The organism is Brevibacillus sp. HB1.2 (assembly GCF_013332495.1).
Classification (GTDB): domain Bacteria; phylum Bacillota; class Bacilli; order Brevibacillales; family Brevibacillaceae; genus Brevibacillus; species Brevibacillus porteri.
Genome location: NZ_JABMIU010000007.1, coordinates 82,414 through 98,032, shown reverse-complemented (window position 1 = coordinate 98,032; position 15,619 = coordinate 82,414). Strand labels below are relative to the sequence as shown.

The 15,619-nt window shown below is 46.3% G+C and carries 12 protein-coding genes and 2 tRNA genes; 13 read left to right on the top strand and 1 reads right to left on the bottom strand.

All coding sequences use genetic code 11. From position 1 onward, the window contains the following. Positions 1–73: 73 nt before the first annotated feature. The 11 genes from HPY28_RS17580 (at position 74) to HPY28_RS17530 (ending at position 8,882) form a co-directional block, all read left to right on the top strand. Complete coding sequence (locus HPY28_RS17580) at positions 74–3,211, top strand: efflux RND transporter permease subunit (RefSeq protein WP_173623581.1); 3,138 nt, start codon at positions 74–76, stop codon at positions 3,209–3,211. Between the two features lie 28 nt (positions 3,212–3,239). Then, positions 3,240–4,466 carry an efflux RND transporter periplasmic adaptor subunit gene (locus HPY28_RS17575; RefSeq protein WP_017249084.1) on the top strand — a complete coding sequence of 409 codons (1,227 nt, stop codon included), beginning with the start codon at positions 3,240–3,242 and terminating at the stop codon, positions 4,464–4,466. A gap of 45 nt (positions 4,467–4,511) precedes the next feature. Further along, positions 4,512–5,093 (top strand): DinB family protein, encoded by a 582-nt coding sequence (locus HPY28_RS17570; protein ID WP_371813494.1) that lies wholly within the window; start codon positions 4,512–4,514, stop codon positions 5,091–5,093. Between the two features lie 189 nt (positions 5,094–5,282). After that, entirely contained in the window at positions 5,283–5,993 is a 711-nt protein-coding gene (locus HPY28_RS17565; RefSeq protein WP_017249082.1) for a cytochrome c biogenesis CcdA family protein, read from the top strand. Positions 5,994–6,016: 23 nt separating this feature from the next. Beyond that, positions 6,017–6,550 (top strand): TlpA family protein disulfide reductase, encoded by a 534-nt coding sequence (locus HPY28_RS17560; protein WP_017249081.1) that lies wholly within the window; start codon positions 6,017–6,019, stop codon positions 6,548–6,550. A 172-nt stretch (positions 6,551–6,722) separates the two neighbouring features. Beyond that, the gene (locus HPY28_RS17555) at positions 6,723–6,920 is read left to right on the top strand and encodes a hypothetical protein (RefSeq protein ID WP_069844792.1); all 198 of its coding nucleotides are present in this window, start codon (positions 6,723–6,725) and stop codon (positions 6,918–6,920) included. Positions 6,921–7,430: 510 nt separating this feature from the next. Further along, positions 7,431–7,601, top strand: a complete 171-nt coding sequence (locus HPY28_RS17550; RefSeq protein WP_017249079.1) for a YycC family protein — start codon at positions 7,431–7,433, stop codon at positions 7,599–7,601. 27 nt (positions 7,602–7,628) lie between these two features. Beyond that, positions 7,629–8,195, top strand: a complete 567-nt coding sequence (locus HPY28_RS17545; protein ID WP_174231053.1) for a thioredoxin family protein — start codon at positions 7,629–7,631, stop codon at positions 8,193–8,195. Between the two features lie 66 nt (positions 8,196–8,261). Next, positions 8,262–8,579, top strand: coding sequence for a hypothetical protein (locus tag HPY28_RS17540; protein ID WP_173623578.1), 318 nt, complete (start codon positions 8,262–8,264; stop codon positions 8,577–8,579). A 92-nt stretch (positions 8,580–8,671) separates the two neighbouring features. After that, a tRNA-Tyr gene (locus tag HPY28_RS17535) sits at positions 8,672–8,756 on the top strand. A gap of 44 nt (positions 8,757–8,800) precedes the next feature. Then, a tRNA-Leu gene (locus tag HPY28_RS17530) sits at positions 8,801–8,882 on the top strand. Between the two features lie 160 nt (positions 8,883–9,042). On the opposite strand, the gene edeQ is transcribed toward HPY28_RS17530, so the two are convergent. Further along, on the bottom strand, positions 9,043–9,480 hold the full coding sequence (gene edeQ / locus HPY28_RS17525; RefSeq protein WP_069844795.1) for an edeine self-resistance N-acetyltransferase EdeQ: 438 nt from the start codon (positions 9,478–9,480) through the stop codon (positions 9,043–9,045). 299 nt (positions 9,481–9,779) lie between these two features. Between edeQ and edeP the strand changes: the two genes are divergently transcribed. Continuing rightward, positions 9,780–14,285: an edeine non-ribosomal peptide synthetase EdeP gene (gene edeP / locus HPY28_RS17520; RefSeq protein ID WP_174231052.1), complete on the top strand. Its 4,506-nt coding sequence runs from the start codon at positions 9,780–9,782 to the stop codon at positions 14,283–14,285. Positions 14,286–14,363: 78 nt separating this feature from the next. Then, entirely contained in the window at positions 14,364–15,611 is a 1,248-nt protein-coding gene (locus HPY28_RS17515) for a lysine 2,3-aminomutase (protein WP_017249074.1), read from the top strand. The last annotated feature ends 8 nt before the right edge of the window (positions 15,612–15,619 follow it).

Genomic DNA, 15,619 nt, shown 5'->3' with positions numbered 1-15,619 from the left:
CACCTTATTCATTTCGTCATGCGAACTATTACTCACAAAGAATTAGCAGATATATAAAGAAGAGGTGAGTGGATTGAATCTTTCTGAACTATCGATTAAACGCCCGGTCACCATGATTATGTTGACTCTGGCCATGATGATTTTTGGTTTCGTTTCACTGCCTCGCTTGTCGATTGATCTCATGCCGGATCTTAACTTCCCGGTTGCTGTCGTGGTTACATCCGTTGACGGCGGATCTCCGAGTGAGGTAGAAAAACTGGTAACGAAGCCGATCGAAGACGCACTTGCAACGGTATCCGATTTAGATAGTATACAATCGGTATCGATGGAAGGCGCTTCGCAGGTTATCCTCATGTTTAACTGGGGGACAGACCTTGATCAGGCGACTCTCGACATGCGGGAGAAGGTAGATCAGGTTCGTGGCTCTTTGCCTGACTCAGCTAGAGCGCCACGCGTACTGCGCATTGACCCGAACAGTACACCGATCATTGAGTTTGCGGTGACGGGTGAGCAAGATATCAACAAATTGAAAAAGATGGCAGAGGATATGATCCAATCACGCCTGGAGCGTATTGATGGGGTTGCATCTGCTTCCATCAGCGGCGGACAAAGCCGGATCATCGATGTTACAGTCGACCCAGCCAAACTAGCGGCGTACGGACTGTCACTTGACCAAGTTCAGCAAGCTCTCCAGACCAGCAACATGTCAGGTTCCGGTGGAGCGGTACGCGAGGGTGACGCCAAGCTCAACATCCGTGTACAAGGTGAGTTTGCTGATGTCGAACAAATCGCGCTGACACCAATCTCTGTCGGTGGAAACTCCATCAGGCTCAGCGATATTGCCGAAGTAAAAGACACGCATCAAGATGTAACGCAAATGAGTTACGTAAATGGAACACCTAGCTTGGGGATTAAAGTGACAAAAGCTTCAGGCGGAAATACCATTGAGGTAGCAGATGACGTAAAAGCTGAGCTGGAGAAAATCAAAAGCGAGCTGCCAGAAGGCGTAGAAATCATTACGACTCTGGATACATCCATCTACATTAAGGATTCCGTTTACACCACCGCTGAACATGCCCTGTTGGGTGGCGGTATCGGTATGATCTTGCTGTTCTTCTTCTTGGGTAGCTTGCGATCCATGGTCATTGCGGTCATCGTTCTTCCAGTATCGATCGTTGCTACGTTCTTGCTGATGTACATGACTGGACAGACGATCAACCTGATTTCCCTCTCCGGTTTGACATTGGGATTAGGATCATTGATTGACTTTGCAGTTGTTATGCTCGAGAATGTTTTCCGCCATCGAGAACAGGGAAAAGGCATGATGGAAGCCGCCTTGGATGGTTCCAAAGAAGTAGGAACGGCAGTTATGGCTTCGGCTTTGGCGCAAATTTGCGTATTCTTGCCGATTGCCCTCACAGAAGGTATTGCCTCTGAGTTGTTTGGACCACTTGCATTGACGGTTGTTTACTCACATATTGCGGCGCTTGTATTCTCTATTTTGCTCGTGCCGATGCTGAGTTCGAGAATTTTGAACAAAATTCCGTCGCATACACATCATGAGAACTATCGTGGAATCAATCCTGTTACGTGGTTTAACATTGGATTTAGCAAAGTAGAAAAAGGCTACCAAAGATTGTTAAAATGGTCATTGGGCCATCGTAAAACGGTCATGATTTCTTCGGTGGTCATGATGGTGGGCTCTCTCGCATTAACTCCATTGATCGGGGCAGAATTTATCCCGGCCATGGACCAAGGTCAAGTAAATGTCTCCATCAAAATGCCAAATGGTACCGTTCTGGCTGAAACTGAAAAAGTTACCCGACAAGTAGAAGAAATTGTCAACACGGTTCCGGAGAAGAAAATTGTTGCGACTTCGGTTGGTAGCAATGCATCACCGATAGCGAGCACCTTGTCATCCAATCAGGGAACGATCAGCCTGATGCTGGTAGATCTCGACCAGCGCACACGTTCCTCCAATGAAGTTGTAATGGATCTCCAGGAAAAGCTGAAAGATATTGCTGGACCTGAAATCAAGGTAAGCGCACCATCTGGTATGACTACGGGTTCCCCAATCCAACTGAAGGTTAGCGGGGATGATCTGGCCGTATTGAAAGACATTAGTGGTATCATTAAAGGTGAAATTGAGAAGGTAGCTGGTACGAGTAACGTAACAACCAGCTTGGAAGAATCAAGACAAGAGCTGGAAGTGAAGATCGATGCTGGGAAAGCGAGCTTGTACGGCTTGACGACTGGACAAATTCTCTCCAGTGTTCGCACTTCCTTCCAAGGTCAAACGGTAACGTATTATCGTACAGGTGATGACGAGATTGACGTCAACCTCAAGCTGCCGAAAGAGTTTCAGGAAGATATAAACTTCTTGAACAATATGCGTATTTCCGCTCCAGGTGGAGCACAGATCGCGCTGACCTCAGTTGCGACTATCAGTAAAGTAGACGTGCCGGTTTCGATTAACCGTGCCAACTCCAGCCGTGAAGTTCAAGTAACGAGTGATTTGGCAGGGCGTGACCTGAGCTCTGTCACACGGGAAGTGCAAGAGAAAATCTCGAAACTGAATCTCCCGGACGGCTACACAGTCGATTTTGGCGGGCAAAGTGAAGAAATGATGGAATCATTCACTAGCCTTGCTCTCGCGATTGTGCTGTCAGTTGTGCTTCTCTATATGGTAATGGCAGCGCAGTTTGAATCGCTCTACACCCCATTTATCATCATGTTCTCCGTGCCACCGACCGTTACAGGCGTTCTGCTTGGACTATTGGCGACAGGCACAACGATCAGCGTTGGGGTTTTGATCGGGTACATTTTGTTGATCGGTCTGGTCGTGAACAACGCGATTGTATTGATCGACTACGTGAACCAATTGCGTGCAAAAGGCATGGAGCTGTATGATGCGATCCTGCATGCTGGACCGATTCGTCTTCGTCCGATTTTGATGACGACACTCACCACCATTCTGGCGATTGGACCGCTCGCATTCTCTGGCGGTGCCGGATCTGAGACGAATGCACCAATGGCCGTGACGGTTATTTTCGGTCTCGGATTCTCTACACTGATTACACTGGTTCTGGTTCCTGTCGTTGCTTCCTGGTTTGATGATTTAGGGAAAAAGAGACGCTTGAAGAAAAAGTTGAAACTCGAAAAGAAACTTGCTAAGAAACAAAAGACAATCAATCCCGCTTTGGAATCGTAAGACGTTTGTGGGAAGAGGAGGGACATACATGAAACTAAATAAAAAACCCGTCATTTTGGCACTACTGGCCATCTCGCTAGTGGCAGGGTGCTCCAGCCCGCAAGCGGAAACGCCGCCTACGGAAACAGTGGAAGCGTCAACCCCTGTACAGATTGAAACTGTTGCAACGGGAACAGTGGTATCCGATTCTGGTCTCACGGCAAAGCTGGCACCGAGTGAGGAAGTGCAAGTCTCCCCGAAAATGGGTGGGAAAATTTCTTCCCTGCCAGTGAAACTGGGCCAATACGTGACAAAAGGTCAAGTATTGTTCAAGCTCGATGAAAAAGATCTGGTGAACAGTGTCAAACAAGCAGAAGCAGCCTACAACGTATCAAAAGCGAGCTTAAACCAAGCAGGCAGCAGCTCTGATCAAGGCTTGGTTCAAGCGAAAAATAGCCTGAAGCAGGCAGAAACCGCACTTCAGGATGCGAAAGTAAACCAGCAGCGGATGCAACAGCTCTTTTCACAAGGAGCGATTTCCGCTCAGCAGATGGAGCAGGCAAATTCTCAACTGACAACGGCACAGACCTCTTATGATAACGCGCAGCAGGGAGTGCAATCTGCGGGACAAAAAACAAGTGTGCAAGTTTCCGAAGCCTCTGTACAGCAAGCGCAAGTAAGTCTGCAAAATGCTCGTGAGCAATTAGCGAATGCGACTGTGACGTCTCCGATCAATGGATATATTTCCAGCGTAAGCGGCGCAGTTGGTCAAATGGCAGGTCAGCAGCCGGTTGTAGTTGTCGTTAACACGAATCCACTTCTGGTAAAAGCGAATCTGTCAGAAGCAGACATCACAAAAATAAAAGTAGGAACTACCGTAAAAGTAAACGTACAATCGACAGGAAAAACGATTGATGCCAAAGTAACGGCGATGAGTCCTGTAATGGATACGCAGCTCAAGGCATATCCAGTGGAGATTACGATTCCAAACCCATCCAATGAGCTGAAGTCCGATATGGTAGTGAATGTAACCTTCCCAACGGTTGGGGAAAGTGGAGCAAAATCGATCGTGGTAACGCGCGGTGCGGTCTTTGATCGCGATGGTAAACAGTATGTATTTAAGCTGGAAGGTGACATTGCAAAACAAGTCGAGGTCACTACAGGGAAATCCTCTAGTGATACGATCGAAATTTTGAAAGGCTTGTCTGCCGGCGATAAGATCGTGGTAAAAGGGCAAACACTGCTTCAAGATGGCGGCAAAGTCACTATTCAGTAAAAAAAGAATAGCAGAGAAGGGGCGGAGTACATCCGCCTCTTTTTTGTGTACAATGGAAGTATTCGTCTCACTATTTCAAAAGGGGGGTGTATTCCTTTGTACTTCCGCAAACCACAGTCTGGTGATTATCCTGCGCAGTTTGAAACCTATATCAAAATCGCACCTGAAGGGAATCTGAATGAGTTGCTTTGCGCTCAGGAGGAAGAAATACTTGCATGCTTTCGATCTTGCGGGGAGGAACAGAGCATGTTCCGTTATCAGGAAGATAAATGGAGTGGAAAGGAAGTTCTCGGCCATATTATGGATACAGAGCGAATCATGTGCTATCGCTTGCTGTGTGCTTCCCGCGGAGATAAGACCCCCTTGCCTAGGCATCAGGACATGTACGTCAGTCGTACGAATTTTGACCGTCGACCGCTTGTTGATCTTCTCGAGGAGTATCGGACTGTGCGCTCTTCTACTCGAGCATTGGTAAAAGGGCTTACAGAAGAAGAGTTGAGTCGTTCGGGCGTGATTATTCAGGACAAGACAACTGCAACTGCACTCGTCTATTTTATCCTTGGGCATGCTGCTCATCATCTACATGTCTTCCGAGAAAGATACATGTCACATTTGTCACAAATCTGATCTATTTTCTAAAGTGGACCAGATCTATCCATCCAATTGTTACGTTTTGTGCTGAGTTTTAAGACATAATGAATATTATGTAAAGTAAATTGTCACGGTTTTAAGACAAAGTGTCATTGCTACTTTTGAAGGGGGAAAAGATTCGATACAATGAGAAGATAGTGGATAAAATACCCACCGGAGGTACATATGACTGGCGATATTACTGTGTTTTTGGCTTTTGCAGCAGGTTTTCTCTCTTTTATTTCCCCTTGCTGCCTGCCGCTTTATCCTTCCTTTTTGTCTTACATAACTGGGGTTACGGTTGATGAAGTGAAGAAAGGGAGAGCTGTTTTTCGCAAGCAAGCCTTCTTGCATACCTTTTTCTTCATAGTCGGGTTTTCGATCATTTTCGTTGCGCTCGGGCTGTCTACATCTTGGATCGGAAGCTTGTTCACTGACCAACAGGACTTGATTCGTCAACTGGGCGGTATTTTGCTTGCTATCATTGGTTTGGTTATGCTTGGCGTGTTTAAAATGGATTGGATGATGCGTTCTTTTAAAATCGATTTAAAATCGAGGCCATTGGGGTATACTGGGTCCATACTGGTGGGAATGACGTATGCAGCTGGATGGACACCTTGTGTGGGACCTATTCTTTCTGGCATTATCGTCATGGGTGTTTCCAATCCTGCAAGCGCCTTGGCCTACACATTGGCGTATACGCTCGGATTCGCCATTCCATTTTTTGTCATGACGTTCTTCATCAGTAAGGTGAACGCGATTGTGAAGTATTCCGACCTGTTTATGAAAATCGGAGGAGCCATTATGATTTTGTTTGGTATTCTTCTGTATACAGATAAACTGACGGATATTACACGCGTTCTTATTCAAATGTACGGAGGCTTTACGGGATTCTAACTCAGTAGGGCAGAGGTGACAAAATGAAAAAGCTGTTGCTCGCGGTGCTCGTATTATTGGGGGTCGGACTTGCTGTTTGGGAAAAGCCTCAAGAAACGGCCGCAATCGTAGCAGAGGTTCAAAAACCGGAAGTTGGCTTTGCGGCTCCTCATTTTACACTGACAGGATTAGACCAGCAGACGTACAAGGTAGAAGGAAAAAGGGCAAAACCAGTAGTCTTGAACTTTTGGGCTTCCTGGTGTGGACCATGCAAGCTGGAGGCGCCGGATTTACAAAAAGTCTACGAAAAATACGGTGGACAGGTTGATCTGTATGGCGTGAACGTCACGAGCAATGACAGCCCGGAAACAGCTATGGCCTTTGTCACTACCTACAAGCTGACATTTCCGATACCAATGGACGTAGCTGGTACTGTGTCGAACCGTTACAAGGTGATGGCATTTCCAACTACGTACTTGATTGACACAGATGGAATTGTACGAAAGAAAATAATCGGAATGGTTGATGCTCCTACACTGGAGCTAGAACTGCGCCAGTTGCTAAGTCCAAAGCCATAGGGAAGGCTCATAAGTCGCTTGGAGAGAATTCTCCGGCGGCTTTTTCTATTTGTAGACACGTATGACAAGGCCCATTTTGCAAGTGAATATCTTGATTTTGTATGTTTGCCTAAAGAGCGGGGTTGTTCTCCTTCATAGACTGGAGTGATCTAGGGCAAAGGGAGGAAAACGGATGGCCAAGGGCAAAAAGATCAAAAAGAAGAATTCGCGACAGCACCCCAATCAAGTACAGCTGAAAATCGTAACGTCCCATACATGTCAAGTATGCAAGCAGCAATGTGCACGAGGGTTGGCATATCTGGAACAGATGTCCCAGCCCGGAGCGATCGGCTTAGGTGTACCATGCATCCTCACTAAGCAAAAGCCATAGCTCGTCCTTTTCCATGTGCGGAATATAGTGTTTAAGAGAGAGAGCCCCTTCGTGTGGCTCTTTTTTCATTTTTTTATGAGGAGTTGAGAGGTGAGTAAATGGGTCAAAAGTGGTTCAGTAGAGCCAACATGTCACAAAGTACTTGATGACGATGTGTAACTGGTGGGGATGACAGCCATGTGGTTGATAAGGTAACCAAGAAAAGATTGGGCCTTCTCTGCCCCCAGAATTCGAGCCAGGAAAAGGCTGGTCTTATTCAAATATGTGATACTGGGGATGCTTATTTGGCAAATAGGCAAGCATGCAGACCAAATAAACGACTTTTTCATCTATGTGGATTCGTAAACTTCCTATTTTATCTGCTGCCTAGCAAGCTAATGTCATTTTAATCAATGATGTTAGCTTGTTATTTAAAGGCTTCCGAGTACCAGACTTGTATGCTGGCAGGTTTAACGGCTGTGTATTATACTGAAGGGACTGATAAAAGCAAGGGAAAGGGGCAAAAATGACATGCGTCCATTACAAATATCACCAGAGACGGCTGTCAAGCTGTCGGAAGCTCTTCAGGTACCTTTGGAGCGTCTCATGCACATGCCACAGCATATCTTGTTGCAAAAAATGATGGAGCTGGCTAATCAAGAGAAGGAAGCAAACGAAGCAGCAAATAAAAACCAAGAATAGGCGAGCGATACAAAAGGAGGAGAAAAGATGGGGGCAAACGTAGCACATAAATTCCGTACGGGGCTCAAGCCACAGGCGTTTGTGGAAAGCATGACAAAGAATCAGGATACATACCAAAATTGGTCGGATGCATTTTCATGGACGGATGAACAAGACCGTGCGTTTTTTGCTTCGCTCCAGCATCGTGATGACCTCAGATGCTTGATTTTGGCTGCGGACTGGTGTGGCGACGTCGTTCGCAACTTGCCAGTCGTCTTGCATGCTTTGAAAGAAACAGACATGCCCGTGGAAATGATGGTGATGGAAGAACACCTCGATCTCATGGATGAGTTTCTCACGATGGGCGGTCGGGCGATCCCTGTTGTTATTTTTGCGGACACAGGCGGGCATGTTCTGGCAAAATGGGGACCGAGACCGAAGCATGTCCAAGCTGTCATGACGGCGTTTAAACAGCAAAACCCGGATCGAAACGCCCCAGATTATGAAGACAAGATCAAAGTGGCACGTGCCGAAATGCTCGAGCAGTATGGAGAAGGCACTGGCTACCAGCAAGTGATTGTCAAAGAACTGAGAGAGCTGCTTTCCTCGATCTAATCTATCACATCAATAACAGGGCGGAGTCACGGCTCCGTCCATTTTCATGCAGAAGGGCTGAATAACATGTATTACTACGGGAATGAAACCATTATGTCCTTGGAGCAGGTGCTTCGTTTAAAGGCATCGGAAGTTCGAATTCTGGAGTGGGTACGTACCTACGAGTTTTTAGAAAACAGCTATGGAATAGATGAAGCCGTTCCCTACTTCTTGGAGATAAAATGCGAAGAAGAGCAAGTGAAGATTCGTAAAAACCGCATACTTGACTTCCCGGAATACTCCTGTGAGGAAGAAGCAATATTTCAAGAAGTAGACGAGGCACTGCGCGTCTTCCACGAGTGGGCACAGGAGATTTTGGCGAAAAAAGAGAGTCAATCCAAATAAATATATTGACGTCAAACAAAGTTCATGGTAAATTAATAAATGTCGCTTCTGGTTGAAGAAAGTAAACGCAGAAGAAAGACAGCACATATTGTGGGGAGATAGTGAAGTGGCTAAACACGGCAGACTGTAAATCTGCTCCCTCCGGGTTCGGCGGTTCGAATCCGTCTCTCCCCACCATTGATTTTCTATTGATGATGTGCTATTTTTTCATAGTTTCACATGCCGGTGTGGCGGAATGGCAGACGCGCGCGACTCAAAATCGTGAGGGAAACCGTGGGGGTTCAAGTCCCTTCACCGGCACCACATTAAAAACGAATGCACACTAACCATGGTGTTTACAGACACATGGAAGGTGTGCTTTTTTCATATACGAAAAAACAATTCAAACAGCGGCGAGTCTAAGACTTGATTTTTAGGTCTTAGGTCGCCGCTGTTTCATTTTCGGGGAACGAAAATAGCTGGCTTAAAAGTTCAATTCTGCAATCGTCTCGCCAAACAGAACCATGCCATTTTTTTGAAATCCGAGTGAAGCGTAAAGGTTTTCGGCTGCGACATTGGCTGGAGCATAACCAATGACAATTTTTTGACAATCGTCTTTTGCTTTCAGTATATCAATGACTTGCGAAATCGCAGCACGTCCGTAGCCTTGGCGTTGATAGTTGGCATCAACTAAGAGTCTGTAAATCCAGTAGTTTCCATCGTCAGGGTCAAGCCCATACATGACAAAGCCAACCATCGTGTCCTCATGGTATATGGCCAGAGGGACAAATGTAGTTTGAAACTTTGCTTCGGCTATGGAGTAGAGGTTCGGGGCAACAAACTCACTCTGTTCAGGAGTAGGTTCCAGTTCAATACACTCTTCCCAGTTTTCCAGGGTTACTTCACGAAGTGTCACAGACATCTAATCACATTCATCCTTCCAGGGGGTGTTTTTGCCAATATATTACATTTTATCCTACGTGAAAAGACAGCCAAAATCAATAGCGTGCACAAAATTTTTTCCATTCTATGCAGCGCTAGAAAAAGGAAAAAAGAGATGGAATTCATCTAATTTTCTGAAATAACATTTAATGGAAAATTCATTTGACACTATAGAAGAGTCATCGATATAGTTGGGATGGAAGTATTTGTAATCAATTAGATTTTTTGCCATATTCGAATTGTGATTACATCTGCACAATTCCGAAAGGGGGAAATGCATTGCATCAGGATAAGAAGCAATGGAATGGCGGATATCCTTTAAGTCATCCACAAAAGCGTATCTGGTATACGGAAAAATTACATCCACAGCTTCCTGTCCATACGTTAGGGGGGATGGTGCGGGTTCAAGGAAAAGTGAAACTGGATGTACTTGAAGCGGCCATTCACCTGTTCATTCAAAAGAACGATGCTTTGCGACTCAACTATCAGGAAGAAGAGACAGTCCTTCAGTTTGTTGGAGAGTACGAACCGCAGCCATTGCAGGTATTTGATTTCAGACAAGAACCGAATGCCCCTGATCGGTGCAGACAATTCCTGCAAGCTTTGTTTGCAAAACCATTTTCGATCGGACAGGAGCCTCTATTCTACTTTTGTCTGATTCAACTGAGTGACGTAGAAGCGGGATATTTTGTAAAGTTTCACCATTTGATTGCTGATGGTTGGTCCATCTCCATTATGACAGAACAAATTGCTCACTATTATGACACGTTGTTAGCAGGCGGTTCCGTTCATGTAGGAGATGAACACGCTTATCAAGCTTTTGTCGACAGGGAGCATGCCTATTCTCAGTCTGAGAGATTTGAAAAGGACAAGCGATACTGGCGGGACAAGTTTCAGAGCTTGCCTGTGATCACGACATTAGCAAAGGCAACAGATACGACCGAGGGCAAGCGTAAAGTCTATGCATTCAACCGTGAAGATTCGACAAGAATACGCCAATTTGCAGACCAGATGAAATGCTCGCTAAATTCCTTGTTTGTGGCTCTCGTCAGTCTTTACCTTCAGCGTTGTACGAGGCAAGAAGAGATCGTGATTGGTACGCCGCTGTTAAATCGCTCAGGCAAAGTGGAGCGCAAAATATTCGGGATGTTCACCAGCACTATGCCATTTCGTCTGGCAGTTCCGATGGAAATGGATGCCTTCGATTATGTTAAACATGTCAACAGGGAATTGACTTCCTGTTTTTTTCATCAGAAATATCCGTACGATTTGCTGGCTCAAGAATTGGAATTGAAGAAACATGGCTATGACAGCCTGTTTCAGATTTGTGTAAATTATTACAGCACGCAGCTGCCCTTCACCATTGGTGGGTATCCCGTGACGAATGAGGAGTTTTACAACGGTCACCAGTTGTATTCGCTCCAAGTAATTATCAGGGAATGGGCTACAGATGAACAATTGACGCTGGAAATGGATTATAAAATCGCCGAGTACACGGAAAATGATGTTGATCGAATAGCGGATCATCTCGTAAGGCTGCTCAATCAAATGATCGCGAATCCAGAAGTACCACTGTCCAATCTGAACTTCCTTGCTGACGAAGAGTTGGCACTACAGCTCAAAACGTGGAACGATACAGCTGCTTCCTATTCCAGCGAGAAGACGGTTGTCCAGTTGTTTGAAGAGCAAGTTAAACGCTCGCCACAGGGAGTTGCATTAGAGTCAGAGGGGCGCATGCTGACATTCCAGGAACTGCATGATCAAGTAAATCGACTCGCTCAGTCGTTGCGTAACCGTGGAGTTGGCCCTGGCGTTATTGTTGCGCTTCTGGCAGATCATTCGCCAGAGATGATCATCGGGCTGTTGGCCGTGCTAAAAGCAGGCGGGGCTTACCTTCCGATTGACCCTCAACTCCCTTCTCAGCGCATCGAATATCTGCTGTCTGATTCTGGAGCGGACCTGTTGCTTCGACACACCACGCGAACAGAGGTTATTTCGTGGTCCAAAGTAATCCTGGAGCTCGGTGATTCGTCCCTGTATCTAAATGATGGGGCAATCCTGGAATCGGTTAATCAGCCAGAGGATTTGGCCTATGTTATTTATACCTCAGGCTCTACCGGCAATCCGAAGGGAGTCATGGTTTCTCATCGAGGGTTAGTCAACTATATTTCGTGGGCAAAAGACCGTTATCTCTCCTGTCCTGAAGAAGCGTTTGCTTTTTATTCCTCACTGGCATTTGATTTGACGATTACGTCCATTTTTTGCCCGTTGGTAAAGGGAAATCGGATGGTTATCTATCCGAACTCTGATTCAGAGTTTGTGTTATCGCGCATCTTTAGCGATGGACGCTCCCATGTCGTAAAGCTGACACCTGCCCATCTGTTTTTGCTGCAAGAAATCGCTTTGCCTTCTACTACAGTAAAGAGAGTGATTGTGGGCGGTGAGGACTTGAAGGTGAGTCTGGCTGAGGCGATTCATGCGAAATGGAACGGACAAATCGAAATTCTCAATGAGTATGGCCCTACCGAGACAGTAGTCGGGTGCATGATCTATCAATACGATCCAGAGATCGATGTCGAGGGATCTGTACCGATAGGACATCCGATCAGTAACGTGCAGCTCTACATTTTGGATTCATATGGGAAGCCAATTCCGATCGGATCGACAGGAGAGCTTTTCATCTCGGGAGATAGTGTGGCACGGGGGTATCTTAACCGCGAGGAATTGACGCAAGAGCGTTTCCTACCCGATCCGTTTTCGCCAGGAAAAGTGATGTACAAGACGGGCGATCTGGTCCGCTATCGACCAAATGGAGTCATGGAGTATCTGGGACGGGCTGACTATCAGGTGAAGATTCATGGTTACCGCATTGAATTGGGTGAAATTGAACAGCAGCTACTTGGTCATTCTTCTGTGCGTGAGGCAGTGGTGATCGATCGCATGGATACGTGGGGGCGTAAGTACCTTTGTGCTTATTTGATCACGGAAGCATCTTTCCGGGAAAAAGAGCTCCGCGAAGAGCTGGCAAGTCGATTGCCCGCCTACATGATCCCGTCGCAAATCGTGCAGCTTGAACAGTTTCCGCTGACCTCAAATGGCAAGGTAGATCGGAAACAGCTTCCCGAACCTGTCATGGAGCGAAAAGGTGCGGAGGATGAAACCAGTCCTCGTGACGAGTTTGACAAGCTATTGGTAGAAGTGTATGAGGACGTGCTTGGTCGTTCACCATTTGGTCTACATGACCCGTTTTCCCAACTAGGGGGGGATTCGATCAAGGCGATTCAGGTTTCCTATCGATTGCATCAGCGAGGAATCAAGATTCCGGTGAGAGATATCTTGATTTATGACACGATTACAGAACTAAAAGCGAGAAGTGACTGGAGCTGGGGAGTGGAACAGATCTCACAAGAGCCGTGTATTGGCGAGTTGCCGTCATCTCCCATCGTTTCTTGGTTTCTGTCCCAACAGTTCCGCAATGCTGATCAGTGGAACCAGTCGTTGCTCCTTGAAAGCAAAGAAAAAGTAACGCTGGAGGAGTTTGAAGCGAGTCTATCTGCACTGGTTAACCATCACGATTGTTTGCGACTCAATTACTCTGCAAAAGAGGGGAAGCTCTTTTACAATGAGAGCCACCTTACCAGCCGAGTGTCAGTGTCTTGCATCGACCTTGCTTCCTTACCGCAGGAAGAACAGGAGAGTAAAATGCTTGAGGCGATGGGAGCTTGCGCTGTGAGCTTCAAGCTGGAAGAATCTTTGCTGTTTACCGGTTGTCTCTTTGAATTAGGTCCCGATCGACCTCAGCGATTGTTTCTGACGGCCCATCATCTGGTTGTGGACGGTGTCTCCTGGAGGATTCTCCTGGAAGATTTGATGAGTGCCTTGTCCAGTCTTAAACGGAATGAGCCGATCGTCTTGCCGGATAAAACACATTCGATGCAAGCTTGGATAAAGGAAGTCGCCGCCTTTTACCAGTCGGATCAGGCAATCAAAGAAAAAGCATTTTGGGACATGTTTTCCATCCCGGAAGACAAACTTCCTACGGATTACGATTTTGGCGAAGACTTGGTAGAATACAGCGCTACATCTACACGCACACTTTCAGCCGAGATAACGTCGCGACTGTTGACAACGGCCAACCGAATGTTCAACACAGGTCCCCAAGACCTATTGGTTGCAGCACTTACCCGGACATTGTGTGATGTGTTTGAAAGGGAGCGTCTCTTGCTGGTAATGGAGTCGCATGGGCGTGAGTCTGCTATTCATACGATGAACGTAACCAGAACAGTAGGATGGTTTACCAGCATGTATCCTGTTCTTTTCGAAACGAATCCATCCAATCGGACTGATCACCTAAAAGCAGTTAAGGAGAAATTGCGTCAGATTCCGATGGGAGGGCTTGGGTTTGGTTGGCTAAAGCCTCATCTGCTCACGGCAGAGGAAAAGTCCCATGTTCGATTCAATTATCTGGGAACCGTTGATAATCAACTGAGTGATGATCTGGTTCTCATGGGAGGAAACTTGGCTGTTGATGCCGGAGTGGGTAATCATTTGACAGCACTGCTTGACGTGGCTGCTCTCATTCGTCAAGGAGAACTCCAGGTTTCTGTTACGTACAGCTTGCGAAAGTATCGCGAGGAGACCATGGAGAAGTTACTCGAGTTGTTTTTCCATGAATTAGAGCAGTTCATAGATCATTGCTGCCGACAGGACGTCCCAGAATTTACTCCATCGGATTTCGAAGATGTGGAATTGACACAAAAAGAACTGGATTTGCTGTTTGGTTAACAAGCGAATCACATGGTTGACCAAGTGTTCGAGAAAGCAAAGATGACGAGTGTTTATGAATGAAAGGGAGGGATTACATTGAGTGTTAAGGTATTAATGGGAAAAAAAGGATTTGAGGAGTTCGCAACAATTGTCGGCTTTACAGAAGCAGAGAAGGAAGAACGCGGTGCATTACTGGAGCAGTCTTATATGCCATTTAAGGTGACTCGCTATTATGCCGAGTTGATTGCGAGTCAATCAGAGCCTTATCGTACCCAGATGATCAATATCGTGCTTCCGCCACCGGGAGAGAAACCCTATAAAGGGCGCTTTGATCCGTATGGCAACAAGTCGTACCGTCAGGATGAAACAGCTTTCCTGCAACACAAGTACAAAAAGACATTGTTGCTTCACATCGACGACTTTTGTATTGCCAACTGCCAGTTCTGCTATAAAGTGAACGAAATCCGCCATGAAGATATTGGATATACCAATATTATGGAAAAAGCAGAAAGGGCAGTGCAGTATTTGGAAGCTCATCCGTACATCGATAATGTCCTCTTTACTGGCGGAGATCCAGCTTCCTTCCGTAAAAGCTCTGACTTAATCAAGCTGATTAGCACTCTTTTAAGTGTAAAGAGTATTCGACTCGTTCGTTTTGCAACCAAGGCTTTGGCCTATGATCCGGCTCGTTTTCTTGATGGAGAGCTGCTTGCGTTTTTTGACCAAGTTAGACAGACACCCGGCAAGCAGGTAAGTGTGATTTCCCAGTTCAACCATCCCGGGGAAATTAGCGACGTTTCGATCCAAGCAACACAAGCGCTGCTATCTGTCGGTGTACAGATTCGCGGACAGCCTGCCATTATTCGCGGAGTAAACGATTCTGTCGAAACCTTGATCGACTTGCAACGGAAGTTTCTCGATAATCGAATCATTTCGTATTATTTGACAGTGTTTATGCCAGTCAGGGGAGTCGAGCAGTATGCCATTCCACTGGACGAGGCGTTCCGGAATGTGGCCGAGTCCAAACGCAATCTGGGTGGCTTGGAGAAAAAAGGGGTACTCCTTACTTCGCACGACTTTGGAAAATTAGAGATTTGTGGTTTTTATCCGACAGCTGAGCGTCCTGAAAAAATTGTTTTGAAATGGCATCAAGCGGTCGGACCAGACTATCTTCCAGAGCGGTTGAAGGAATTAATCCCAACCCGTTCAGAAGACCTGATGATTTTGGACTACAAGCAGGGAGAGATGTATTGTCTCGACCATGTGTTCAAACACAATGGTTTGCCGTACGTGGATGCAGATGGGGAGATCGTGGAAAACCTGCCGAGTGAAGCTGTTCGGTAAGGGAGTCA